Raw genomic sequence first — 20,656 nt, 5'->3', positions numbered from 1 at the left:
CGTACCGAGTGCCGGTGCTAAAAAAAGTCAACCAGGAGAATTGAGATGATCCGCAAGGCAACAGCAGTCTGGAAAGGCACCGGTCGCGATGGCACTGGTCAGTTATCGAGCGAATCCGGCGTGCTCGCCGCGACGCCTTATTCGTTCAAGACCCGCTTTGAGAACGAGAAGGGCACCAATCCCGAGGAATTGATCGCTGCGGCCCATGCCGGCTGCTTCACTATGGCGCTGGCCTTCGGCCTGCAACTCGCCGGCTTCACGCCGGACGAGCTCACGACTGAAGCTGCGGTCAGCCTCGAGCCGGAAGGCAAAGGCTTCAAGATCAGCAAATCGGCGCTGACGCTACGTGCCAAGGTGCCGAACCTCGACGACGCTGGTTTCGCCAAGATCGCGGGCGAGGCCGAGAAGAACTGTCCGGTGTCGAAGGTGCTCAACGCCGCAATCACGCTCGACGCGAAGCTGACGTAAGGCGCGCTCAATTTATGTCCATCTGGTTCTGCTTGGGGAAGCTGAGGTCGTCGAAGCTTTGGCCTCCACGAGAGGAACCGGATGGGCAAATGCCCGGCTTTCGACTGGGCCGCCGAAAGCATAGGATGCGACGGGTTCAGAACGGACAGACCGATCAATTGGGAGTGGAGATATGACAACGGAACGCGCAATTTTGGCCGGAGGCTGCTTCTGGGGCATGCAGGATCTGATCCGCAAGCAACCGGGCGTGGTCTCCACCCGCGTCGGCTATACCGGCGGCGCGGTGAAGAATGCCACCTACCGCAACCATGAAGGTCATGCCGAAGCGATCGAGATCACCTTCGATCCCGCCAAGACCAGCTTTCGGACCATGCTGGAGTTCTTCTTCCAGATCCACGATCCGACCACGCTCAACCGCCAGGGCAATGATTTGGGCACGAGCTATCGCTCGGCAATCTTCTATACCAGCGACGAGCAGAAGCGGATCGCCAAGGACACGATTGCAGACGTTGAGGCGTCCGGTCTCTGGCCTGGCAAGGTCGTGACCGAGGTCGCGCCCGCGGGCGAGTTCTGGGAAGCCGAGCCGGAGCATCAGGATTATCTCGAACGCTATCCGGACGGGTACACCTGCCACTTCATCCGCCCCGACTGGAAGTTGCCGCGGCGCGGGGCTGCCGCGGCAGGCTAAAGCTGGTCGTCGCTATTGCCGGGGAGAGCCATGGCTGAAATCCGCGAGATCATCGCCGGCATCCGCAGATCACATCGACCGCTTTTCGGGCCATCTCCCTCAGCTCCGGGCGGCGGGCGCCGGCACGGGCGCGAATGGCGATGGTGTGCATCGTGGCTGAAGCGAGAATGGCAAGCGCCGCCGGATCGGCGTCGCGCTTCAGCTCGCCCTTGTCCTGCGCGAGGCGGAAGCGGGCTTCGAAATCGGCATCTATCATGCGCAGTCCCGCCGCAACGCTGCTCCGGATCGCGGCATCTTCTGCGACTTCGGTCACCGCCGTCCCCACCACGAAGCAGCCGCGTGCGGCTCCCTTGCCGGAAAAGTAGATCGACAGCGCCGCGTCATAGGCCAGCATCAGCGCTTCGTCCAAGGAATGGTCCCCGGCGAGAGCCTCACGCGTCGCGGCAAGGCTGATCTCCCAATACCGCGCGAGCGCCTCGAGATAGAGCGCATGCTTGTTGCCGAACACCGCGTAGAGGCTCGGCGGACTCATCCCGGTCGCGGCAGCGACCTTGTCCAGGGAGGTACCGGAATAGCCGGTCCTCCAGAACGTTTCCGTTGCCCGCTTCAAGGCCGTCTCTGCGTCGTAGGCCGGTGGGCGACCCCGGCGCGCCGGGCTCGTTTCGCTCTTTTTCCGTGCCATATCGTCAGAACCCCGGTTGCCATGTTCCACACGCATATTTGTATGGATCGTTATGAAAATCAAGGTCGCGGACTTGATCGCCGCGTCGGAGTACAATATTTGTAACGATCGTTAATAAATAGATTGAACCCGAGGATTTTCCGATGCGTTTCGATTTCGCGCCAATCGCCGGCGGGCTCGGCGTTCGCAACAGCTTCCGCCCGAGCGAGGCAGCCGCCCAATGGTTTGGGGCAGGGCTCGGCAAGCGGCTGCGACGGCCGCTGATGCTTGCGCTGCCGATGGCGGTGGCCGTGGTCGGCGCATTCATCTATCTGGCGCAGGAGCAATATGTCTCGACCGACGACGCCTTTGTGCGTGCCGCTAAGGTGACCATCAACGCGCGCGTTTCCGGCCAGGCGGTCGAGATAGCCGTGCGTGACAACGAGCGCGTCCGGCGGGGGCAGGTGCTGTTTCGCATCGACCCGGAGCCTTATCAAATTGCCGTCGACCAGGCCGAGGCGCGCCTCGGCAGTGCGCGGCTCCAGATCGAATCCCTCAAGGCGACCCACCGTCAGCAGCAGGCGGAGCTGCAGTCTGCCAAAGAGACGGCTACGTTCGACGAGCACGAATTCGACCGCAAGAGGATGCTGGTTGCCTCCGACTTCACGCCACGCGCGGTCTATGAACGGGCCGAGACGGATCTCAAGGTCGCTCGCCAGCGCGTGGCGTCGGTCGAGCAGCAGATCGCCACCACGATCGTCGCACTCAACGGCGACCTTGAGGGTGATGTCGATCGCCATCCGGCAGTCCGCGCAGCCAAGGCACAATTCGACCGTGCGCGGCTGGATCTCTCCTACGCCACCGTGACGGCGCCGGACGACGGCATCGTGACCAAGGTCGACGATCTCCAGATCGGCGGCTTCGTCAATGCCGGGGCACCGACGTTCTCGTTGCTGTCGAGCCGGCACGTCTGGGTCGAGGCGAATTTTCGCGAGACCGGTCTCACTCATATGCGCCCTGGCCAGGAGGCGACGATCGACGTCGATGCCTATCCCGATCGCAAGTTCAAGGCACACATCGTCAGCATGAGTCCGGGGACCGGCTCGGACTTCTCGCTCCTGCCGCCCGAGAATGCGACGGGAAATTGGGTCAAGGTCGTCCAGCGATTGCCGGTGCGCTTGGAACTCGACGATCTCAATCCAAACCGGCCGCTGTTCTCAGGCATCAGCGTGACGGCGCGGGTCGATACAGGCCATCGCCGCAGCTGGGCGCATCTGCTCCAACCGGCGCTTGCGATGGAGGGCAAATGAGTACGCCCCTCCCATCGTCCACGGCGCCCGGCGGTCATCACGCGATCGCCGCGGCCGCCCTCATGGCGGCCTACATGCAGGCCGTCAACATCTCGATACCGAACGCGGCGCTACCTCATATTCAGGCGACGCTCTCGATGGCCAATGACGAGGTCGGTTGGGTGTTTTCCTCGTATATCGCGGCGAGCGCCGTGACCATGTCGATCACGCAATGGCTGGCGGGACGCTACGGTCGGAAGGTGGTCTATCAGGCCGCCGTCACGATCTTCGTGTTGGGTCTCGCGCTCGACGCGCTGGCGACGACGTCGATTCAGTTCGTGCTGGCGCGAATCCTCCAGGGCGCGGCGAGCGGACCGCTGGCACCGCTCTCGCTGGCGATCCTGCTCGAGGCGACATCGCCGGTGCGACATGCGCGCATGAGCCTGGCGTGGACCGTCTGCTCCCTACTCGGCATCAGCAGTGGCCCGGCCATTGGCGGCTGGCTCAGCGAATATTACGGCTGGCCCTCGATCTTCTATTTCAGCCTGCCGATGACGGGCTTCATTTTCCTGACGATGGCTCAGCTGCTCCGCGAGAAGCGGGCGGAGCGGAGCCGGTCCTTCGACTTCTTCGGTCTGACGACGTTCTCCGTCGGCATGATCGGGTTGCAGATGTTGCTCGACCGCGGGGAGCGCCTCGAATGGTTCGCCTCGACGGAAATCTGGATCGAGGCGGGCGCCTCCGTGCTCGGCTTCTATCTCTTCATCGTGCACGTCATGACGACAAAGGAGCACTTTCTCCGCACGGCGCTGTTCAGGGACCGCAATCTCGTGCTCTCGACGGTCATCTCCTTCGCGCTTGGCTTCGTGCTGCTGCCGACCCTGGCCTTGACGTCCCCGATGCTGGAGGAATTGCTCAACTACCCCGTCGACACCACCGGATACATGACCGTTCCTCGCGGCGTCGCGCTGGTGGGGGCGCTGGTGCTGACGAGCCTGGTCCCGGCGCAGATCGACTACCGGCCGTTCCTCGTGGGTGGAATGACGCTGGTGGTCTATGCCAACTGGCTGATGCTTGGCTATTCACCGGCGATGGATTGGCGGCCGGTCGTCGAGGCCGGCCTGCTCCAGGGAGCGGGTCTCGGCATGTTGCTGCCCGCGCTCGCCAGGGCCGCGTTCGGCACGCTCGATCCGAAGCTCCGCCCGGAAGGCAGCGCGCTGATCAACCTGTCGCGCCTCTATGGCAGCACCATTGGCATCGCGGTCGTCCAGCTCTTCTTCTACGCCAACACGCAGGCTGTGCATGTCGCACTCGCAAAGAACCTCACGCCCTATCGTGTCGCCGCTTACGTCGGGGGCTCGGTCGGCAAGCCGGGTCTTGCGGCCCTCAACGGCATGGTCACGCGTCAGGCGGCGACCGTCGCGGTCATCGACCAGTTCGAGATCCTGATGTTCGCCATGCTCGTCATGATTCCGCTCGTGTTTTTTCTCCGTAAGCCGCGGCCTACCGGTTAACGCCTGGAGTCGTGGAATGACATCGCATCGTCAATTTCGAATACCTCGTCCCTTACTTTTGAGGGAGCTGAGGGCAAACAAAGGAGCATCAGCATGACAACGTCGGATTCGCTTCGTTATACGAGAATTCTAACTCATCAATCCGGGACGATTCCCGCGGTGGGATTTGGCACGCTCATTCCGGATCCGCTCGTGACCAGGCGGGCCACCAAGGCTGCATTGGAGGCCGGATTTCGACATCTTGATTGCGCGGAGCGCTATCGCAACGAAGAGGCGGTCGGCGATGCGCTGCGGGAGGCATTCAAGGCGGGGACGCTTCAGCGCAAGGACCTGTTCGTTACGACGAAGCTATGGAACACCAATCATCGGCCGGAACGGGTCAGGCCTGCCTTCGACGGCAGTCGCCGGCGGCTGCAACTCGACGAGATCGATTGCTACATCATCCATACGCCCTTTGCCTTTCAACCCGGCGACGAGCAGGACCCGAGGGATGAGCACGGTCGGGTCATCTATGATTCAGGGGTTACGCTGGCGGAGACATGGGGGGCGCTGGAGCGCCTCGTCGACGAGGGGCACTGCAAGTCGATCGGTCTGTCGGACATCACCCTGGACAAGCTGCGCGAGATCGTTTCGATCGCGCGGATCAGGCCCGCCATGGTGCAAGTCGAATCGCATCCGTATCTTCCCGAATGGGACCTGCTCGACTTCTGTCGAGAGCACGGGATTGTCTTGCAGGCGTTTGCAGCGCTGGGACACGCCATGAAGCCGAACGTGCTAGCCGATCCGGTGATCACTGCCATCGCGGAGCGCTTGCACAGGACGCCGGCTCAAATTGCGCTGGCGTGGGCGGTCCAGCGCGGCACCGCTTTCCTGACGACTTCGACCAATTCCCGGCGCATCCAGGAAAACTTCGATATTTCGGCCTTGCCCCGAAGACGCCATGCGAGAGATGAGGGACCAGATTACGACAAACATCAGGTTCAACACGGTCGTCGAGACCGGCGTGCCCGGATTCATTCCGCGGGCCGGATGAATCGGCGCCGGTCAGCCGACTCGTCAAGCCCGGAGCTGCTCGATCAGATCGTGGGCGCTGCGGATCTCGGCAATGCCGGCGCCCTCGGTGAACGGCCCGCATGCGCGTTGCAGAATTGCCAAGGCCTCCGCGCTCTGGCCGGCCCCGATCATGTACCGCGCCAGGCTGACCGCGCTTCGCAGCTCCCAGAAAAGCGCGCCTTGCTGGACGGCAATGTCCATGGCCTCGCGAAAGCGCGCCTCGGCATCCTCTGAATGCCGGGCGTTCCTGAGCATCAACTCTCCCTTGATGCGGATCAGCTCCGGCAGATACCAGAGCTCCTGCCGGTCGTTGCAGCGGGTCAGGACATCCTCGATCACGTCGAGCCCGCGATCGACCTGGTCGGCCTCTCCGGAACACGCGGCGAGCTCGCCGAGCAAGGGCAGAAAGCGCGGCAGGAAGCGCGCATCGCCGGCGCGATTGAGCTCCTCGCGCAGCAGCGGCAGGCCGGTCGTGACGTCGCCGCGCCTGACCATGACTGCGGCGTTGAAGGCCCGTGCCCACAGGCCCCACAGCCGGATGGCGTGGCGCTCGGTGTGTTCGAGCAGCTCGATGCCGTGACGCTCGGCGGCGTCGAAATCGCCGGACCAGAAGGCGATCGGGCAGGCGGCTTGTCCGAGCACGCTGCAGAATGTCAGCGCGTGGCCGTTGGCGCGGCCTTCCTCGATGTTTCTGGCGGTGAGGGCCTGAGCCTGATCGGCCAGACCCTGAAGCCACAGGATGCGAGCTCGAAAATATTGCGTCGATATTCTCAGATCGAGCGGGAAGATTTTCGGCTTCTCCGCCAACACATGCAACGATGCATTGACCCGGTCGATGCGCAGCCGAGCCTCGTTCTGATCCCCGAGATAATGCAGCGCGACGGCCATCAGCCGGTCGCCCAGCATGACATCGGTCCTGTCGGGCGAGTTCGCGGCTGCGTTCGCAAAGCGATCGGCGAGCGCACGGGCCTTGCCGAACTGTCCGTTATTGAACTGGTCGATGCACAAGCCCCAGAGCGCGCGCAGCCGGAAATCCTTGTCGTCGAGCCTGTCAGCCAGCTCGAGGGTCGTCTCGAGGATCGGCCGCGCCTCGCGCGCGCGGCCCTCGCCATACATCAGCGACCATCCGAGCGCCGACAGCAGCTGCATGCGGATGCGGTCGTCGTCGGCGGTGTCTCCGAGCGCCGCGAGCGCCGTTCTGCTGCGCTCACGGCATTCCGCGAACAGCGAAAGACGCACCCACAGCGTGACTGCGGCCGACGTCAGCGCGATCCCGAGTTTCGGCTCGCCGTCGGGCCCGAAGGCCCAGTCCAACGCCGCGCGCACATTGTCCAGCTCCGCGCCATACATGCTCAGCCATTCGGGCAGCGGCGTCGAAATATCGGCCTCCGCGCGCTGGAATAAATCGCGAAAATGCTCGGCATGACGCCGCGCGAACTGCCCGGCTTCGCCGAGCTCGTTGAGTTTTCCGTATGCATAGGTGCGCGTGGTGTCGAGCAGCCGATAGCGCAGCGTCCGCGAGCCGGACGGCGAAATCAGAGACTTGGTCACCAGGCTGTCGATTGCTTCGAGGGTCTCGGAGGCGTTGAGGCCGTCACCCGACGCGACCGCCGCAGCCGCCTCCGGCGCGAAAGGCCCGGCGAAGACCGACAGGCGTCGCAGCGTTGCGCTCTCCGCGGCAGGCAGAAGGTCGTAGCTCCAGTCGAGCGCCGCAGCGAGTGTCTGGTGCCGCGGCACGGCGGTGCGTCGGCCGCGCCATTGCAGCGAAAAGCGGCTGTCGAGCAGGGATGCCGTGCCGGCGATGCCGTAAGCATTGACGCGGCCCGCCGCGAGCTCGATTGCCAGCGCGATGCCGTCGAGGCGCCGGCAGATGCTCGCGACGAGGGGGGCCTCTTCCGCGCTGAGCTGGAACGGGCCCGAGCTCTGCGCAATGCGCTCCACAAAGAGCTGAGCCGCAGGGTAGGCAAGGACCTCGTCGACAGCAAGCCCTTCGCGCTCGGGCGGACAGTCCAGCGGGAACAGCCGGAAAATTCGCTCGCCTTCGCTCCGGAACGACTCGCGGCTGGTTGCGAGAACACGAAGCTGCGGTGCTTCGCGAACGATGCGCTCGACCAGCGGCGCCAAATGATCCAGCACATGTTCGCAACCGTCGAAGATCAGCAGGGCCGGGTCGGTCTTCAGAAACGTCAGCAGGGCCGGCGTCGGATCCTCCGCGCTGATGGTCAGTCCGAGCGCCGAAGCAATGGTGGTCGCGATGTGACTGGCATCCCTCAGCGGACCGAAATCGACAAAGAAGACTCGCCCGCCGAAATCCTGGGAGCGGCGATGCCCGACGGTGACGGCGACCGAGGTCTTGCCGATGCCGCCCGGGCCGACGACGGTCATGAAGCGATAGAGCGAAAGTCCGTTCGAGATCTTCTCGATGACACCTTCCCGGCCGACCATCCTGGTGAGCTGAGCGGGCAAGGAGCGGGGAGGGGCGGTTTCGGCCGGGAGCGGGGCGGCCGGAGGAGCTGCTTGAGCGAACGAGGCGACAAAGCAATAGCCGCGGCCGGGCACGTTGACGACGTAACGCGCCGACTTGCCGGTGTCGCCGAGCGCCTTGCGTAGCGCTGCGACATGGAAGCGCAGGCTACCCTCGTCGACATTGACGCCGGCCCAGATGCGCTTGACCAGCTCTCTCTTGTCGACCACTTCTCCGGGGCGTCCGGCAAGGAAGATGAGAATGTCGAGCGCGCGGCCGCCGACATGAAGCGGCGAGCCCTCCTTCTCCAGGAGCCGGGACTTCGGAAACAGTCGAAATGGCCCAAAGGAAATGGCCGAATCTTCGCTACGATCTGGCACGCGCCATCGCCCCCTCGAAGGGAGTCAAAAGGTATTACTTTCTGATCTAACAGAACGAGGCGTACAGTAAACCGGTCGAAAGCAGTGGGCAGGGCTGACAGCCCTGCGCGGACGGATGGCTCGCCGAAATAATGCTTGTGAAATAAAGAGTTAGGCCGACATGACAATGCGATGACGCCGGGGCACGGCCGGATGGAGCATTGACTGTGATGCCGGATTGCTGCGATGGCATGGTCCGGGAGCCGGTCCCGCCACCACATTGACTGCCGACTTCCGGAATTTCCAGCATGGCCTCTTTCACGCGGCGACAATTGGTGCACGCGTTGTCGGGCGCAGCGGCGCTCGCCGCGCTTCCCCGCAGCGGACAAGCCGCCGACTATCCGTCTCGTCCCATTCGCCTGGTGATTCCCTACGGAGCCGGCGGATCGGGTGACCAGATCGCGCGCCCCTGGGTGGACAGGATGCCGTCGCTGCTCGGGCCGACCTTCGTCGAATATATCGGCGGCGCGGGCGGCGCCATCGGGACCGCGGCGGTCGCGCGCGAGGAGCCCGACGGCTATTCGCTGCTGCTCGGCAACGGCAGCACGCAGGTCATCATTCCCATGACGGCGGCAAATCCCGGATATTCCGTTGGCGATTTCCGCGCCATCTACCGGCTGATCAACAGCGCGCTGGTTTTCGCCGTCAATCCTTCGGTGCCTGCCGCAAACCTGCGCGAGTTGATCACCTATGCGAAAGCCAATCCAGGAAAGCTGTCCTATGGCACGCCGGGGATCGCCACCGGAAACCATCTGGTCGGCGAATCCTTCAAGCAGCAGGCCGGCGCGCTGGACATCGTCCACGTGCCCTATCGCGGCATCGCGCAGGCGACCAACGACCTCGTCAGCGGCCAGATATCGCTCGTCATTGCCGTCATGTCCGTTCAATTGCAGCAGCTGGCCCAAGCGGGAAGAGTCAGGCTGCTTGCGGTCACCACCGAAACGCGGCTGAGCGGCGCGCCGGAGATCCCGACCGCCGTCGAATCCGGCATGCCCGGCATCCGGTATGAGGGATGGTTCGGTCTGTTCGCACCCAAGGACACCGACGATGCGATCATCGACCGGATCGCGCAGGCGACGCGGCTCGCCATGGCCGATAGGGCGCTTCTGGCGAGCTATCGCGCCCAGGGCATGGAGCCGGACAACGATTCAAGCCCGGACAAATTCCAGCGCATCGTCGAGGCCACATCCGCAAGCCTCGCGCCCCTGATCAAATCGATCGGGCTGATCAATTTGTGAAGCCGCTCAGGCATCGGCGCGCGTGACAATGCGCGCCGTCAGCGTGACGAGGCCCATCAGCGCGGTCAGGAGCCAGAACGCCACCGGCAATCCGCCAAGACGTGCGATGAAGCCGACACCGGCGGGGCCCACGAGAACGCCGGCGTAGCCGGCGGTCGTGATCGCCGCGACGGCGAGGCCCGTTGGCATCACCTTCTGCCTCGCCGCTCGGCGGAACAGCACCGGCACGAGGTTGGATGCGCCGAGGCCGATGAGTAGGAAGCCGCCTATGGCGACCGCCACGACGGGAGCGGTGAGCAGGACCACGAAACCCGCGATCGCAATCAGGCTGCCCCAGAACAATGTCGTGCGGTCTCCGATGCGCGCGACGACGGCGTCGCCGCCGAGCCGCCCAATCGTCATCGCGACCGAGAACACGATGTAGCCGATCCCGCCTTGCGCTTCGGAAACGAGACCCGCGCCGATGACGAGCAACGCGCCCCAATCGAGCATCGCGCCTTCGACGAGGAAGGTGATGGCGCAAAGCAGCGCGAGCAGGAGCACGGCGCCATGCGGCAGCACGAACAGCGGTCCTTCCTGCACCTGCACGGAGCGAAGCAGCCGCGGCCAGGCCCCAAGCATCGCGATCAGCATCAGGACGGAGCAGATCAGCGTGCAAGCGAGCGCGCCGAGTTGCAGCGAGAGCAGTGCGGTCATGAGCGCGGCCCCGGCGAAGCCGCCGATACTGAACAGCGCGTGGAAGCCGGACATCAGCGGACGTCCCGCGGCGCGCTCCACCTCAACCGCGTGGATGTTCATGGCGACATCGATGGAGCCGAGCGCGGCGCCGAATGCGAGGAGTGCCAGCGCCAGCATCGCGGGCGAGTTCGCGATTGTCAGCAGAGGCAGGACCAGGGCAAGACCGATCCCGCCCGCCATGATGATCGGCTTGCTGCCATAGCGCGCACTCAGCACGCCGGTCAGAAGCATCGCGACGACCGAGCCGATGCCGAGGCTGAGCAGGAGCAGTCCGAGGATGCCGTCGTCGACGGCGAGCCGCGCCTTCGCGAACGGCACCAGTGGTGCCCAACACGCCATGCCGAAACCCGCGACGAGGAAGGCAAGTCTGGTCGCAAGGCGTGTCGCTGGCCTGTCGGCAGAAGACATGGGAACTCCGGGAAGGGGGAATCAGGGCAGGGGCAATCGACAAGCCCCGCAATTGTCGCGTCTTTATGTCCGCGGCGGACTCGGATTGTCGCAGGCGGCCCCCGGGCGGCCGCAAGCGGACACCAGGCCTTTTGGCTCGTCACCGGCATCTCGGCGCGCCGGTGGGCTGCGCCGTCGGGCGAAACACCTTGACAGCCCGACCCGCACCGGTGTCAAGCCGCACTGATGAAAATATTCCGCTTTACCGAAATTCGGAAACGGCGTATGTGTTGGCCATCCCGGCTCATCCTTGAGGGGCGATCTTGTGGTCGTCATGTTCGCGAGCCGGGCTTGCGGTGGACGCGGCAGCGTTCGGGTGCGAGAGGTGTGGGCAGGGCGGATTGCTCTCCGTGAGCCCAAGGCTTCGTTCCGACGAGCGGCGCTGCTAGGCTTCGTCTCGTCTGTAAGTTTCCGGCTCGGTCGACAGGGCTGGGAATACTGCGGCGAAATGGCGGGCCGTGCGTACGGCAAAACCGTGTGGTCCTGGCCGTCGTTGCTACGGTCAAGCTCTGGCGAATGCGGCATCTGCGTCAACCGGCGCGGTGCCGGTGACTTTCGTTGGGGCGAGGGAGGCCAAAGAGAACTCGGCTCCCGGGAGAGCACGGCATAAGCCGTCCAACCATCGCGCAGGGAAGGCCGAGTGATTGGCTACACCTGTATGCTGCTGTGCGGTTTTTCTGCGTGTGCTTTTCGCGCAGCGGACCGCGGGTGCCAGCCGGCACCCGGCCTTCCCTGCGCCCTCTTGGACAAGAGGGTGAAGCGACGAAGCAAAGCTCGGGCGAAACACGCCGCGAGGATGCGAAGCTGTGTCTGTAATCGTTCTAGCCGCCGAGTATCCGCTGGCAAGCGTCGACAAACACCTGGGCGCCGGTGACGATGTCGACGTCGGCGGTGTTCTCGGTCCAGTGATGACTGATGCCGCCGATCGACGGTACGAACAGCATGCCCGCGGGCATGATTGTCGCCAGCATCTGCGCGTCGTGGCCGGCGCCGCTGGGCATGCGGATGGACCGTCCGCCGGCCAGGGCCTTGCTCGCGGCTTCGATCGCGTCCTGGATGCCCGCGTTCATCATGGCCGGCGCACCGGTGCGCAGTTTGTCCACGGTGACGGTGCAGGGGCCGTTCGCGCTGACCTCGTCCGCCATGCTCCGCAGCAGTTCTTCCAGCCGTGCGACGACGGAAGGATCGTCGTCGCGGATCTGGAACAGCATTTCGGCCGCACCCGGAATGATGCTCGGTGCGCCCGGATCGAGCGTGATGCGGCCGGTGGTCCAGACCGTGCGCAGGCCGCAGCTCTCGGGGAAACGCTTGTCGATCGCGACGCAGAACTTTGCCAGCGCCAGCCCGGCATCCTTCCGTGCAGCCATGCGGGTCGTGCCGGCGTGATTCTGTTCACCGACGAAATTGATCTGGTATTGCCAGATGCCGACGATGGAGGTGACGACGCCGATCGCAAGGCGACCGCTTTCGAGCGTGTCGCCCTGCTCGATATGGGCTTCCAGATATCCGACGTGCCGGCCCGGCTCGGCGGCGATGCGTGGTCGTCCTGCGAGCCCCATGTCGGCAAGTGCGGCCCGCATGGTGCGGCCGCTGGTGCGGTCGCGTGCGGCATCGATGTCGGTCTCGGTCAATTGGCCGACATAGGAGCGCGAACCGAGAAAGTGTCCAAAGTGTCCTTCCTCGTCGCACCAGGCGGCAACCTCGACCGCGCCTTCGAGCGAGGGATCGGCATTGAGCACGCGGGCCGCTTCGAGCGCGTAGACGACCCCGAGCGGGCCGTCGAGCCAGCCGGCGTAGTTCTGGCTTTCGAGGTGCGATCCCGCGAGCAGCTTGGGTCCCGACTTTGCGCTGGTGCCAAAGACATTGCCGATGCCGTCGATCGCGGCGGAGAGGCCTGCGTCGGGCAGCTTCTGCACCAGCCAATCCAGCGAAAGCTTGTGCGGCTCGGAGAAGGTCGGCTTGTGCACGCCGGTCTTGTACGCGCCAATGGCACGGAGCGCATTGAGATCGGCGAGAACGCGCTCGCCGTTTGCGCGTGAAAAGGTGTTAGGCATGCTCGGCAACCTTCAACGCCTCGGTGCGGATCTCCTCGACCAGCCGTTCCTTCAACTGCACAAATTCGGGCGTGGTCTTGATCTTGTAGGAGCGCGGATGCGGCAGGTCCACATTGATCTCGGCCTTGATGCGGCCGGGACGCGCGCTCATGACGATGACGCGGCTGCCGAGGAAGATCGCTTCCTCGATGTCGTGGGTCACGAACAGCACGGTCTTCTGGTCGCGCTCCCAGATCCCGAGCAGCATTTCCTGCATCAGGGCTCTCGTCTGGTTGTCGAGCGCGCCGAAGGGCTCGTCGAGCAGCAGGATCTTGGGATCATTGGCGAGCGCGCGCGCGATCGCGGTGCGCTGCTGCATGCCGCCGGAGAGCTGCTTTGGCCAATGGTTCTCAAAGCCGGACAAACCGACCTGGCGGATGAAGGCATCGGCGACCTTGTTTCGCTCCACCTCGGGCACGCCGCGCTCGCGAAGGCCGAAGGCGATGTTCTCGCGCACCGTCAGCCAGGGAAACAGCGTGTAGGACTGGAACACCATGCCGCGGTCGGCGCCCGGGCCAGTCACCTCGCGTCCGTCGAGCACCACACGTCCGCCGGTCGGGCGATCGAGGCCGGCGACGATGCGAAGCAGCGTGGACTTGCCGCAGCCGGAAGGGCCGAGGATGGTGACGAAGTCGTTGTTGCCGATCACAAGGTCGGTCGGCTCCAGCGCCCTCGTTGGCGCGTTGCCGTGGCGCGCGGGAAAAGTTCGCGAGACCTGTTCGATCTTGAGGATCGTCATGCGAGCCTCCAGGGAAACAGCCACGCGTTGAACGCCTTGAACAGGAAGTCCGAGACGAGGCCGATCAGCCCGATCACGATGATGCCGAAGATGATCTGGCCGGTGTTGAGCAGCGCCTGGCTGTCGGTGATCATGTGGCCGATGCCGGAGGAGGAGCCGATCAGTTCGGCGACGATGACATAGGTCCAGGCCCAGCCCAGCACCAGCCGCAGGATCTCGGCGATCTCCGGCGCGGAAGAGGGCAACAGCACGCGGCGGATGATGCCGCGGTCGCTGGCTCCCAGCGTATAGGCCGCCTCGACCAGGTCGCGCCGCGTGGTGCCGACGGTCACCGCGATCATCAGGATGATCTGGAACACCGAGCCGATGAAGATGACGAGCAGCTTCTGCAGCTCGCCGATGCCTGCCCACAGGATCAGGAGGGGAATGAAGGCGGAGGCCGGCAAATAGCGCGCAAAGGAAACGAACGGTTCGAGGAAGGCCTCGACCGGCTTGTACGCGCCCATCAGCACGCCGAACGGCACCGCGATGATTGCGGCCAGCACGAAGCCGCCGACGACGCGCCAGATCGTCATGCCGATGTCGAACAGGAAGCCCTGTTTGATGATCAGATCGACGCCTTCCTGCACCATGGTCAGCGGGTTGGCGAGGAACACCTTCGACACATGGCCGCCGAAGGTCGCCCAGGACCAGAGGGCTACGAACACCACGAAGAACGCAAGGCCGTAAGCCACGCGCTGCCTTGACGTCACGGGATCGAGGGGACGCATCAAACTGTCTATCCGGGCGGTGAACAAGTTTGCCGGCCCCGCGGCGAGACGGGGCCGGCGGCTCCTGGGAGATTTACTTGATATAGCTGGCGTCGAAGAGATCCTCGACCTTCGGCGCGGCCTTGATGATCCCGATCTCGAGCAGGAGGTCGGCGGCCTCCTTGTTGAAGGTCAGGAAATCGCCGGCGAAGAATTTCTGGTTCGCGGCCTTGTCCTGCCAGCGCAGATATTTTGCCGAGTTGCCGAACGCCTCGCCGCTCTGCTTCACGTCGGCACCCATGATCTCGTAGGCCTTGGCCTGGTCCTTGGCGATCATGTCGAGGGCCTCGAAATAGCTGTCGGCGAGCGCCTTGGCGGCCTTCGGGTTCTCGGTGAGGAATTTCGGCGTGCAGCCGAACGTGTCCATGACCATCGGATAGTCGAGCGTGGTCGCGATGATCTTGCCCTTGTCGGGGGCGGCACGAACCGTCGACAGATACGGCTCATAGGTCATCGCGGCATCGTTCTGGCCGGAGACAAAGGCCTGTGCCGCCGCCGCCGGCTCGAGGTTCACGACAGTGACGTCCTTCACCGACAAGCCGTTCTTCTTGAGCATCCAGGCCAGCGCGAAATAGGGCGAGGTACCGGGCGCGGAAGCAGCAACCGTCTTGCCCTTCAGATCCTTGATCGCGGCAAGCTCGTTGCGCACGGCCATGCCGTCGGCGCCGTAGCTCTTGTCGAGCTGGAAGATCTGCTTGGTCGCGACGCCGTTGGCGTTCCAGGAGATCCAGGTCTCCACGGTGGTCGCCGCGCACTGGACGTCGCCGGACGCGATCGCGAGATGGCGATCCTTCTGCGGAATCTTCTTGATGGTGACGTCGAGGCCGTTCTTCTTGAAAATGCCGGCTTCCTTCGCCAGCGTCAGCGGCGCGAACCCGGTCCATCCGGAAATGCCGACGCCGACCTTGACGTCGTCGGCGAGCACGGGGGTGGAGACCGCAAGTGCAATGACTGCCGCAAATACTTTCGAACTACGCATGATTGTCGTCCTCTTGCCGATCGATGGATTGACGTCCTGTTGATCTTGGTCGGTCCTCGCGGACCGTTGCCCGAAGCTTTGCACGATTTGTGCCGACATCGTCCTCTCAGCCTCCCTTGAATCGGGCGACAAGGCGGTGAGAGTCACCGGGATAGAGCAGCCGCACGGCGGTGATCGTGCGCGCGCTGCGCCAGGTATAGCGGTCGATCACGAGGCAGGGCGCGCCGACGGCGATGTCGAGCGCTTCGGCCGTGCGATCGTCCGCAACGATAGCGCTGATCGTATGCTCGGCCTCTGTCCATGGCACATGGTGAAGCAGCCACGAGCCGGGCGGCTCACGCGAAAAATCCGCGGCCGCCGCATCCGGCACCGACGCGAGATCGATCAGCCGGTCCTCGACGGCGAACGGCACGTTGTCGGCGCTGTGGCGGCAGGTGATCGCGACGACCTTGCCGGCCTTCTTGACGCCGAGGCGGTCGCGGTCGGCAGCCGTTGCGGCGCGGAGCTTGCGGCCGATCAGCTCGTAGCCGTAAGCGCGCCCGAGCGCGGTGATCTCGGCGCGCATGTCGGCGATCTTGAGCACGGCGGATTGATGTTGCGGGCGTCGCACGAAGGAGCCGGCACGTCGCCGCCGCTCGATCAGGTCGGCTTGCGCGAGCTCCGACAGCGCCTTGTTCACGGTCATGCGCGAGCAGCCGTAACGCGCCACCAGTTCGTGCTCGAACGGGATGCGATGCCCGGGCGGCCACTCGCCGGTCAGAATGCGCTTCTCGATATCGGCGCGGATCCGCTTGTAGAGCGTCGGCTTGTCGCCGGCATCTGTGGCGAGGCTCATGCGACGAGCCTCCGCACCGATGCGTTGAAGTGTTCGCGCGCGGCCTGGCGCAGTCTGTGCCGCCCGCCTTCGACGACCTTGTCGCCGCCGGCCCAGACGCAATCGATCGCGCCGTTGCCCCCAGCGAAGATCCAGCCGTCGATGGCGGCATCGCGCGCGCGCCCCGCCAGCGAGGGATGCGTGATGTCGAGCGTGACGATGTCGGCGCGTGCACCTGGCGTCAGACCGACTGACATCTGGGCTAGTGCCCGCGCACCGCCTGCAAGCGCATGATCGAACAGGGCGCGTCCCGTCGAGCGGCCTGCGCCGGCAGAGAGCACGTTGCGTTCACGGTGCTTGAGCCGTTGGCCATATTCGAGCTGACGCAGCTCGTCGGCGACGCCGACCAGCACATTGGAATCCGTGCCGACGCCAAAGGCACCGCCGGCACCGACGAATTCGCGCGCCGGGAAAATGCCATCACCAAGGCTTGCCTCGGTGATGGGGCAGAGGCCGGCGACCGCACCGGTCCTAGCGAAGGCGCGGACTTCCTCGTCCGTGGTGTGGGTGGCGTGAATGAGGCACCAGCGTTGATCGACGGGTGCGTGCTCCAGCAACCATTGCACCGGACGTCGTCCGGACCACGCCAGGCAATCCTCGACTTCCTTCACCTGCTCGGCGGCATGAATGTGCACCGGGCCGCCCTCCGCGAGTGGAATGATCGGTGCAAGCTCGGCCGGCGTCACCGCGCGCAAACTGTGCGGCGCGATGCCGATATTCGCGCCCGGCAGTCGTTCAATCGCCTTGCGCGAGGCAGCCATCAGTGCGGAAAATTGATCAACCGTACAGATGAAGCGGCGCTGGCCGGCATGCGGTGCTGCGCCCCCAAATGAGCCATGCGCATAAAAACTCGGCAGCAGCGTCAGCGCAATACCCGAAGCTTCGGCGGCCTGCGCGATGCGTGCGGCCATTTCGCCGATGTCGGCGTAGGGCGAGCCGTCGCGATCATGATGCAGATAATGGAATTCGCCGACGCGGGTAAAACCCTGCTCCAACATCTCGACATAAAGCAGTGTCGCGACCGCTGCGACGTCGTCAGGCGTCATCGCCAGCGCGAAGCGGTACATCGTCTCGCGCCAGGTCCAGAAGGTGTCGGTGCTATCGCCGCGCAGTTCCGCGAGACCCGCCATGCCGCGCTGGAAAGCGTGGCTGTGCAGGCTCGCAAGTCCCGGAAACGCGATGTCGTGGCGTTCATCGCCGGAGACCGGCGCCATGCCCGGCGTCACCTCGGCGATCGCGCCGGCGGTGATCACCACCTGCACGTCATTGGCCCAGCCCGAGGGCAGGAGCGCGGAGGCGAAATGCAGTCGTGTCATGTTTCCATGCCGGCTGGACAGAACCGCGACACGATTATATGTCTAGACATATAAGTCAAGCATCCCACGCGAAGGGACAGTTGCATGGCAGAACGCTTCGACCGGATCTGGCATAACGCCCGGCTCGCCACGATGCGGGCCGATGGTCCCGATCTCGGTGAGATCGAGCACGGCGTGATCGCCGCGCGCGGCGGCCGTATCGCTTATGCGGGTTCGCAGACCGATTTTCCGGCGAGCGCCGATGCAGCCGACCGGATCGATTGCGGAGGGCGCTGGATCACGCCCGGTCTCGTCGACTGTCACACCCATCTGGTCTATGGCGGTAACCGCGCCCATGAGTTCGAGCTGCGCCTGAAGGGCGCGAGCTACGAAGAGATCGCGCGCGCCGGCGGCGGTATCGTCTCGACAGTGGCCGCGACGCGCAAGGCAAGCGAGGCCGAGCTCGTAGCACACGCGCTGCCGCGGCTCGATGCGCTGATTGCCGAGGGTGCCACCACGGTCGAGATCAAGTCCGGCTACGGCTTGGACACCGAGACCGAGATGCGGCAGCTGGCCGCCGCGCGAAGCCTGGGCCGTCAGCGGCCGGTCGCGATCCGCACGTCGTTTCTCGGCGCGCATGCGCTGCCGCCAGAGGCCGATGGCGACAAGGATCGCTACATCGATCTCGTCTGCAGGGAGATGTTGCCGGCGGTCGCGAAGGCGGGCCTCGCCGATGCCGTCGATGCCTTCATGGAGGGGATCGCATTTTCCGGCGAGCAGACGGGGCGGGTGTTCGAGACGGCGAGGCGGCTCGGACTTCCGGTTAAGCTGCATGCTGACCAGCTCTCGAACCTCGGCGGGGCTGCGCTCGCCGCAAAATTCTCGGCGCTCTCGGCCGATCACCTCGAGCACACCGACGAAGCCGGTGCAGCGGCGATAGCGAAGGCCGGAACGGTGGCCGTGCTTCTGCCCGGCGCCTTCTACTTCATCCGCGAGACGCAAAAACCGCCGGTCGAGGCGTTCCGCAAGCACGGCGTTGCCATGGCGCTCGCGACCGACTGCAATCCGGGCAGCTCGCCGCTGACCTCGCTGCTGCTCGCCATGAACATGGGCGCGACGCTGTTCCGGATGAATGTGGCCGAGTGCCTTGTGGGTGTCACCCGCGAAGGCGCGCGAGCGCTCGGCGTGCTCAATGATACCGGCACGTTAGAGGCCGGCAAATGGTGCGACCTTGCGATCTGGGACATCGATCGCCCCGCCGAGCTGGTGTACCGTATCGGCTTCAATCCGCTTCACCGCCGGGTGTGGAGGGGACAGTGATGGAGGAGAGCACAGCGATCGTCGTCAAGCCGGGAACGGTTAGCCTCGACGATCTCGCGCGCGTGCTCGAAGGCGCATCTGTCGTTCTCGATCCCTCGTTCTGGCCGCGCGTCGACGCGGCCGCGGGGATCGTTGCAAGGGCTGCGCGAGCCGACGTCCCCGTGTACGGGATCAACACCGGCTTCGGGAAGCTGGCGTCGAAGCGGATTCCACCTGACCAGACCGCGCTGCTCCAGCGCAATCTCATCGTCTCGCATTGCTGCGGCGTCGGTGCGGCGACGCCCGAGCCGATTGTCCGGCTGATGATGGCGCTGAAGATCATCTCGCTCGGGCGCGGTGCTTCCGGCGTGCGCCGCGAGGTGATCGAGCAGCTGCAGGCCATGCTGGCGCGGCGCGTCTCACCGCTGGTGCCGCAGCAGGGTTCGGTCGGTGCTTCTGGCGATCTCGCGCCGCTCGCGCATATGACCGCTGTGATGATCGGCGAAGGACAGGCGTTCGTCGACGGCAAGAGCGTATCAGGCAGCGACGCGCTCGCCGCAGCCGGCCTACCGCCACTGACGCTCAGTCCCAAGGAAGGGCTCGCGCTGATCAACGGCACGCAATTCTCCACTGCCTACGCCGTCTCCGGCGTGCTGCGCGCATTTCGCCTGGCCCGCGCCGCGCTCGTCACCGGCGCGCTGTCGGTCGATGCCGCGATGGCTTCGACGGCGCCGTTCCGCCCCGAAATCCAGGCGCTGCGCGGCCATTCGGGACAGATCGCGGCCGCGGCAACCTTGATGGCGCTGCTCGACGGCAGCGACATCCGCCTGTCGCATCTCGAAGGCGACGAGCGCGTGCAGGACCCCTATTGCCTGCGCTGCCAGCCGCAGGTCGCAGGCGCGGCGCTCGACCTGATCCTGCAGGCGGCGCGGACGCTGATTATCGAGGCCAATGCCGTCACCGATAATCCGCTTGTCCTGGTCGAGACCGGCGAGATCGTCTCCGGCGGCAACTTCCATGCCGAACCGGTGGCTTTTGCCGCGGATACCATCGCGCTGGCGCTGTCGGAAATCGGTGCGATCAGCGAGCGGCGCATCGCGACGCTGGTCGATCCCGCGCTCAATTTCGGCCTGCCGCCGTTCCTCACTCCCGATCCCGGTATCAATTCCGGCTTCATGATCGCCGAGGTGACGGCGGCCGCACTCTATGCCGAGAACAAGCAGCGCGCGGCCGTGTGCTCGATCGATTCGACGCCGACCAGCGCCAACCAGGAAGACCATGTCTCGATGGCCGCGCATGCTGCACGGCGCCTGTCTGACATGGCGGACAATCTCGCCACCATCCTGGGCATTGAGCTGCTGGTCGCCGCCCAAGGCATCACGCTGCGCGCGCCGCATGCGACCAGCGCGCCGCTCGCCGCCGTCATCGCCGCACTGCGCGAGCAGGTGCCGCAGCTCGGCGCCGACCGCTACATGGCCGGCGATCTCGCCAGGGCTGCAGCGCTGGTCGAAGCCGACGCGCTGCCGGCTGCGGCGCTCGCCGTACTGTCAACTGACCCGTTTCCGACACTTGCCTGACGAGGTGTTCCG

General features: G+C 64.9%; 16 protein-coding genes and 1 pseudogene. 8 read left to right on the top strand and 9 right to left on the bottom strand.

Features of this window, described 5'->3' with window-relative positions:
• The first annotated feature begins 45 nt into the window (after positions 1-45).
• The gene (locus IVB19_RS26970) at positions 46-468 is read left to right on the top strand and encodes an OsmC family protein (protein ID WP_018460340.1); all 423 of its coding nucleotides are present in this window, start codon (positions 46-48) and stop codon (positions 466-468) included.
• A 172-nt stretch (positions 469-640) separates the two neighbouring features.
• The gene (msrA, locus tag IVB19_RS26965; RefSeq protein WP_026234007.1) at positions 641-1,156 is read left to right on the top strand and encodes a peptide-methionine (S)-S-oxide reductase MsrA; all 516 of its coding nucleotides are present in this window, start codon (positions 641-643) and stop codon (positions 1,154-1,156) included.
• A 49-nt stretch (positions 1,157-1,205) separates the two neighbouring features.
• On the opposite strand, the gene IVB19_RS26960 is transcribed toward msrA, so the two are convergent.
• Complete coding sequence (locus IVB19_RS26960; protein WP_247820104.1) at positions 1,206-1,934, bottom strand: TetR/AcrR family transcriptional regulator; 729 nt, start codon at positions 1,932-1,934, stop codon at positions 1,206-1,208.
• A 47-nt stretch (positions 1,935-1,981) separates the two neighbouring features.
• On the opposite strand from IVB19_RS26960, the gene IVB19_RS26955 reads away from it, so the two are divergent.
• From IVB19_RS26955 to IVB19_RS26945, 3 genes and pseudogenes are all read left to right on the top strand, one after another.
• The gene (locus IVB19_RS26955; RefSeq protein ID WP_247820103.1) at positions 1,982-3,127 is read left to right on the top strand and encodes an HlyD family secretion protein; all 1,146 of its coding nucleotides are present in this window, start codon (positions 1,982-1,984) and stop codon (positions 3,125-3,127) included.
• Positions 3,124-4,620, top strand: a complete 1,497-nt coding sequence (locus IVB19_RS26950) for an MDR family MFS transporter (protein WP_247820102.1) — start codon at positions 3,124-3,126, stop codon at positions 4,618-4,620. Before IVB19_RS26955 ends, IVB19_RS26950 begins: the two co-directional genes overlap by 4 nt.
• A 93-nt stretch (positions 4,621-4,713) precedes the next feature.
• Positions 4,714-5,653, top strand: a pseudogene (locus IVB19_RS26945) (aldo/keto reductase).
• A 23-nt stretch (positions 5,654-5,676) separates the two neighbouring features.
• Here IVB19_RS26945 and IVB19_RS26940 read toward each other — a convergent pair.
• Positions 5,677-8,517 carry an ATP-binding protein gene (locus IVB19_RS26940; RefSeq protein WP_247820101.1) on the bottom strand — a complete coding sequence of 947 codons (2,841 nt, stop codon included), beginning with the start codon at positions 8,515-8,517 and terminating at the stop codon, positions 5,677-5,679.
• Between the two features lie 287 nt (positions 8,518-8,804).
• Between IVB19_RS26940 and IVB19_RS26935 the strand changes: the two genes are divergently transcribed.
• A complete protein-coding gene (locus tag IVB19_RS26935) occupies positions 8,805-9,794 on the top strand; it encodes a Bug family tripartite tricarboxylate transporter substrate binding protein (RefSeq protein ID WP_018460333.1) in 990 nt (329 codons plus the stop codon).
• Positions 9,795-9,800: 6 nt separating this feature from the next.
• Here IVB19_RS26935 and IVB19_RS26930 read toward each other — a convergent pair whose 3' ends face one another.
• The 7 genes from IVB19_RS26930 to IVB19_RS26900 all read right to left on the bottom strand — a co-directional run bounded on the left by IVB19_RS26930 (position 9,801) and on the right by IVB19_RS26900 (position 17,789).
• Positions 9,801-10,940: an MFS transporter gene (locus IVB19_RS26930; protein ID WP_026234004.1), complete on the bottom strand. Its 1,140-nt coding sequence runs from the start codon at positions 10,938-10,940 to the stop codon at positions 9,801-9,803.
• Positions 10,941-11,800: 860 nt separating this feature from the next.
• Entirely contained in the window at positions 11,801-13,033 is a 1,233-nt protein-coding gene (locus tag IVB19_RS26925) for a Zn-dependent hydrolase (protein WP_018460331.1), read from the bottom strand.
• A complete protein-coding gene (locus tag IVB19_RS26920) occupies positions 13,026-13,811 on the bottom strand; it encodes an ABC transporter ATP-binding protein (RefSeq protein WP_018460330.1) in 786 nt (261 codons plus the stop codon). Before IVB19_RS26920 ends, IVB19_RS26925 begins: the two co-directional genes overlap by 8 nt.
• Positions 13,808-14,581, bottom strand: a complete 774-nt coding sequence (locus tag IVB19_RS26915) for an ABC transporter permease (RefSeq protein ID WP_007601313.1) — start codon at positions 14,579-14,581, stop codon at positions 13,808-13,810. Before IVB19_RS26915 ends, IVB19_RS26920 begins: the two co-directional genes overlap by 4 nt.
• A gap of 73 nt (positions 14,582-14,654) precedes the next feature.
• Positions 14,655-15,599 carry an ABC transporter substrate-binding protein gene (locus IVB19_RS26910; protein WP_026234003.1) on the bottom strand — a complete coding sequence of 315 codons (945 nt, stop codon included), beginning with the start codon at positions 15,597-15,599 and terminating at the stop codon, positions 14,655-14,657.
• 106 nt (positions 15,600-15,705) lie between these two features.
• Positions 15,706-16,434, bottom strand: a complete 729-nt coding sequence (gene hutC / locus IVB19_RS26905; RefSeq protein WP_018460328.1) for a histidine utilization transcriptional repressor HutC — start codon at positions 16,432-16,434, stop codon at positions 15,706-15,708.
• Entirely contained in the window at positions 16,431-17,789 is a 1,359-nt protein-coding gene (locus IVB19_RS26900; protein WP_018460327.1) for a formimidoylglutamate deiminase, read from the bottom strand. The genes hutC and IVB19_RS26900 overlap by 4 nt, the downstream gene beginning before the upstream one ends.
• 84 nt (positions 17,790-17,873) lie before the next feature.
• On the opposite strand from IVB19_RS26900, the gene hutI reads away from it, so the two are divergent.
• Positions 17,874-19,088 carry an imidazolonepropionase gene (gene hutI / locus IVB19_RS26895; RefSeq protein ID WP_018460326.1) on the top strand — a complete coding sequence of 405 codons (1,215 nt, stop codon included), beginning with the start codon at positions 17,874-17,876 and terminating at the stop codon, positions 19,086-19,088.
• Positions 19,088-20,644: a histidine ammonia-lyase gene (gene hutH / locus IVB19_RS26890; protein ID WP_018460325.1), complete on the top strand. Its 1,557-nt coding sequence runs from the start codon at positions 19,088-19,090 to the stop codon at positions 20,642-20,644. The genes hutI and hutH overlap by 1 nt, the downstream gene beginning before the upstream one ends.
• Positions 20,645-20,656 lie beyond the last annotated feature (12 nt).

Source organism: Bradyrhizobium sp. 187 (assembly GCF_023101005.1).
GTDB lineage: Bacteria > Pseudomonadota > Alphaproteobacteria > Rhizobiales > Xanthobacteraceae > Bradyrhizobium > Bradyrhizobium canariense_D.
Note: the sequence above shows the minus strand (reverse complement) of the source record. Positions and strands in the feature narration are given on the sequence as shown.

Bases quoted from the DNA above. Each gene is read 5' to 3' on its own strand.
- IVB19_RS26935 (WP_018460333.1), top strand. From the start codon at position 8,805: ATGGCCTCTTTCACGCGGCGACAATTGGTGCACGCGTTGTCGGGCGCA.
- IVB19_RS26930 (WP_026234004.1), bottom strand. From the start codon at position 10,940: ATGTCTTCTGCCGACAGGCCAGCGACACGCCTTGCGACCAGACTTGCC.
- msrA (WP_026234007.1), top strand. From the start codon at position 641: ATGACAACGGAACGCGCAATTTTGGCCGGAGGCTGCTTCTGGGGCATG.
- hutI (WP_018460326.1), top strand. From the start codon at position 17,874: ATGGCAGAACGCTTCGACCGGATCTGGCATAACGCCCGGCTCGCCACG.
- IVB19_RS26955 (WP_247820103.1), top strand. From the start codon at position 1,982: ATGCGTTTCGATTTCGCGCCAATCGCCGGCGGGCTCGGCGTTCGCAAC.
- hutC (WP_018460328.1), bottom strand. From the start codon at position 16,434: ATGAGCCTCGCCACAGATGCCGGCGACAAGCCGACGCTCTACAAGCGG.
- IVB19_RS26910 (WP_026234003.1), bottom strand. From the start codon at position 15,599: ATGCGTAGTTCGAAAGTATTTGCGGCAGTCATTGCACTTGCGGTCTCC.
- IVB19_RS26950 (WP_247820102.1), top strand. From the start codon at position 3,124: ATGAGTACGCCCCTCCCATCGTCCACGGCGCCCGGCGGTCATCACGCG.
- IVB19_RS26920 (WP_018460330.1), bottom strand. From the start codon at position 13,811: ATGACGATCCTCAAGATCGAACAGGTCTCGCGAACTTTTCCCGCGCGC.
- hutH (WP_018460325.1), top strand. From the start codon at position 19,088: ATGGAGGAGAGCACAGCGATCGTCGTCAAGCCGGGAACGGTTAGCCTC.
- IVB19_RS26900 (WP_018460327.1), bottom strand. From the start codon at position 17,789: ATGACACGACTGCATTTCGCCTCCGCGCTCCTGCCCTCGGGCTGGGCC.
- IVB19_RS26915 (WP_007601313.1), bottom strand. From the start codon at position 14,581: ATGCGTCCCCTCGATCCCGTGACGTCAAGGCAGCGCGTGGCTTACGGC.
- IVB19_RS26970 (WP_018460340.1), top strand. From the start codon at position 46: ATGATCCGCAAGGCAACAGCAGTCTGGAAAGGCACCGGTCGCGATGGC.
- IVB19_RS26925 (WP_018460331.1), bottom strand. From the start codon at position 13,033: ATGCCTAACACCTTTTCACGCGCAAACGGCGAGCGCGTTCTCGCCGAT.